The sequence below is a fragment of the Rhizobacter sp. genome (genome assembly GCF_032229685.1).
Lineage (GTDB): Bacteria > Pseudomonadota > Gammaproteobacteria > Burkholderiales > Burkholderiaceae_C > LMDS01.
This window is the reverse complement of the sequence record NZ_JAVTWP010000052.1, coordinates 1-3,807: the sequence shown is the minus strand read 5'-3', so window position 1 is coordinate 3,807 and position 3,807 is coordinate 1. Positions and strand designations below refer to the sequence as shown.

At 65.6% G+C, this 3,807-nt stretch carries 2 protein-coding genes; both read left to right on the top strand.

The annotated features are described in order from the left end of the window. Positions 1 to 672: 672 nt before the first annotated feature. The gene (locus AC30PD_RS24455; protein WP_489538301.1) at positions 673 to 1,665 is read left to right on the top strand and encodes an acyltransferase family protein; all 993 of its coding nucleotides are present in this window, start codon (positions 673 to 675) and stop codon (positions 1,663 to 1,665) included. Positions 1,666 to 1,761: 96 nt separating this feature from the next. Further along, on the top strand, positions 1,762 to 3,807 hold a 2,046-nt coding region (locus AC30PD_RS24450; protein WP_489538300.1), incomplete at its 3' end, for an alginate lyase family protein.

Below are 3,807 nucleotides of genomic sequence, written 5' to 3'. Positions count from 1 at the left end.
GATCGCTTTGCGCCTGGGTCTGCCAGCGCGGGTCGCCGGTCAGCTCGGCCAGCATTCGCCAAGCATCGGCGCGGTCGAACAACCAGGGTTCGTAGGTGGTGTCGGTGTAATCCCAGCGACCCTGGTCGGAGGTGAAGGCCGATGTGACCACGTGCCCGCCGAAGTTCCAGTTGCGCGCGCCGGTTTCGGCGAAGTTCAGGAGCGTCGGCAGCAGATTGCCTGCAGGAACGGGCGCTGGAGCCGGAGCAGGTGACGGAGCTGGCGCCGGTGCGGGTGAGGGGGCCGGCGAAGGAGCCGGTGCGGGCGCGGGCGCAGGTGCAGGTGCGGGTGCGGGTGCCGGCACGGGGGAAGGCGCAGGTGCGGCGCCCACATCGGCGTCCGACGAGCCACCGCAGGCGCTCAAGGCAAACAGTGAGGTGAGGACGTGCAGTCGAAGACGTTTGTTCATGTCAGAAATCATAGGTGTCGGCCCGGCGGACTGACGTCAGAAACACACAGCCGGTGACAAGACATACAGGTCCGTGACGTGGTGCCGTCTAATCACGGTCGGCCCAGGCAAGGATGTTTCACACTTCAGGCTTGGAAATGTTCGACACGATCGATCGCTTCTGAGCAGGCTTGCCCCGCATTGCATATCCACTGGATCGTTGCCCGACTTCCTGACCCGATGCCATGACATCCGCCGGAGCCCGCCCACCCCACAGTCCAGACCACCGCATCGATTACCTCGACGGTTGGCGCGGCCTGGCGATCCTGCTGGTATTGCAATCGCACTTTCTGCCTTGGGCCGGCATCGAGTCGGGCCAGCTCGGCGTCGACGCGTTCTTCTGCCTGTCGGGCTTGTTGATGAGCGAGATCCTGTTCGTGCGCCGCACGCCACTCGTTCGCTTCTACAAACGCCGGATCAGCCGGATCCTGCCGGCCTTCGCGCTCTTCGTCGTCGTCGTCTTCGGTGTCGCTGCCGCGCTCGGCGCGAAGCACGAATGGGTCGAGTTGTTGTCGACCCTCTTCTTCCTGCGCACCTACTTCCCGGCGCAACCGGACATCTGGAGCACCGGCCTGCCGATCGGGCACTTGTGGTCGCTCAATGTGGAAGAACACTCCTACGTGTTTCTGAGTGTGCTGACCTTGTTGCCCTTCCTGCGCCGGCGCGAGGCTTGGGTATTGGGTGCCGTCAGCGTGGTCAGCATGGCGCTGTACTACGTCTACAGCGTCTCGCCCTCGATGCGCAACGCGTCGTACGAGATCCGCACCGAAGTGGCTGCCTCGTTCTTGCTGGTGTCGGCGGGGTACTTCCTGGTTCGTCACCGCGTCGCGCCGTGGGTGAGTCCGTGGATGCCTCTGGCGGCCTTTCCGATCGCGGCGCTCGGCTACCTGCCGACCGCGCATTGGTGGGTCTCGGCGATTGTTTCGCCGCTGGCCCTGGCCTTCGCGGTCAACCACCTGAGTGAAGCGCCGGCCGCTGTACGCCAGCTGCTGGCGACAGTGCCGATGCGGACAATGGGTGTGTGGTCTTATTCGATCTACTTGTGGCAACACCCCTTCTTCACCTACAAGGCGATGCTGCCGACCGGCGTTGCCTTTCTGGGCGCCATGGCGACCGGCCTCTTGTCTTTCTACCTTCTCGAGAACCCCGCTCGCGCGTGGATCAACGCAAAGTGGTAGCTTGACGCTGCTCCCGGTCGACCGGGCGGGCCGTTGCAGGCGACAGTGCGGGCCGACGGCAGCAGCGTGAAACAGCAGAAAGAGCAGGGGGCATCGATGTTCGTGCAGAAATTTCTCGGCCTGCGGCTTGTGGTCGCCGTCACGCTCGTCGGCCTGAGTGCGAGCTTGGCGGCGCAAACGGCGCCGAAGCCGGGCGCAGCCGCCAAGCCGCCTCCGTCCGCTGCGCCGCCAGCCGCGCCCGCGTGGCGCGTGGCGACGACCCATCCTCGCATCCTGTTGAACGACGCTGCCACCAAGACCAGGCTGCAGGAGTCGCTGAAGAGCGGTTCCGCAGCGGCTTCGCGTTTCCAGACGCAGGTGTCAGCGCAACTGCTCGGCGCCAAGGCTTACGCCTACCAGCCCTGGTACTCGGCGCTGATGTTCCAGCTGACCGGCGAAGTCCGCTACGCCAGGCATGCGATCGACGAAACGGAAAAGTTCGTCGTCTCCGAAGAAGACAAGATCTCGAAGAACCAGCGGGCCGCGGTCGCCGGCGACAGCTATCTCGAGATCGGCCAGCAGATCGGGAACGTCGCGCTGGTCTACGACTGGTGCCACGAACACCTGAGCCCGGCACAACGCGAACGCTGGGCGAACTACTCGAACCAGGCGGTGTGGAACGTCTGGAACCACACCCAGGCACGCTGGGGCAACACGGTCTACCCGTGGACCGGTTGGTCGGTCGACAACCCGTCTAACAACTACTACTACTCTTTCCTGCGCGCGACCATGCTGCTCGGCCTGGCGACTCGCGGCGAGAACCCGCAAGCCGACACCTGGTTGCAGCTCTTTCGCACCGCGAAGATCGAGAACCAGCTCGTGCCGACCTTCAACCGCGAACTCGCCGGCGGCGGCTCGCGCGAAGGCACGGGCTACGGCACGGCGATGAAGAACCTGTTCCAGCTCTACGACTGGTGGTACCGATCGACGGGCGAACAGATCGCCCTGCGCACGCCGCACACGCTGGCGTCGATGTCGCACCTGATCCACAGCATCGTGCCGACGCTCGACCGGCTCGCCCCCACAGGCGACCACGCACGCGACTCGACCGGCGCGTTGTTCGACTACCACCGCGAATACCTGATGGTGCTCATGTCGTTGTTCCCGGACGAGCCGCTGTCGGGCGCGGCACGCACGCTGCTGGAACGATCGACCGTGCCGCAGATGAAGAACAGCTTCATGTACTACGTCGACTTCCTCTACGAACAACCCGGCATCAAGGCCCGGCCGCTCACCGAACTGGCGACCACCTACTACGGGCCGGGCACCGGGCAGGTGATGATGCGTTCGTCGTGGGAGCCGAGCGCGACCTACGCCAATTTCATCTGCGGGCCCTACACCGAGAGCCACGCGCACCGCGACCAGGGCAGCTTCGTGATCTACAAGGGCGCCTGGCTGGCGACTGACTCGAACGTGTACTCGCACTCGGGCATCGAACAGGACGAAGAACTGCACAACATGGTGCGGTTCGGCGCCGCCGGCGCCACGGTGAAGCAGCGCGCCGGAACCACTTGCGCGCTCAACGCGCTGGCCGACACGCCGCACTACACCTATGCGTCCGCCCGCATGACGGCCAACTACCGTGCGCAACCGGCCGTGGTGCAGAGCGAGCGCGAGTTCCTCTTCATCAAGCCCGACACCTTCGTCGTGTTCGACCGTGCCGCGGCGAACAGCGCCTCGATACCGCGCGTCTGGACGCTCAACCTCGGTGGCCCGCCGACGATCGAAGGCGACTCGATCCGCTACACCGAAGGCAAGGGCCAGCTCGACGTGAACCGCCTGGCCCCCACCGGCCTCACACCCACGGTTCAAAGCTGGGCCCAGATGCGCACCGGCATGCGGGGCGGCGTGCGCGTCGACGTGGCCGACACCGAGGGCAGCAGTTCGGTGTTCCTGCACGTGCTCTCCACGAATGGCGCCGTGGTGTCGAGCACGCGCGCTGACGCGCCCGGGCAAACCGGCGCATCGATCAAGCTCGCCGACGGGCGGACCGCCACGGTTCGCTTCTCGACCAAGGGCGGTGCCGCAAGCCTGGATCTGCGCGGCGCCGACCAGAGCGCCCAGGTCAGCGGTGCCTTGCCGATGACCGTGACAGCGCCTGCG

What these genes read in the sequence shown, in the direction of transcription:
- AC30PD_RS24455 (WP_489538301.1), top strand. Translation starts at nt 673, where the DNA reads ATGACATCCGCCGGAGCCCGCCCACCCCACAGTCCAGACCACCGCATC.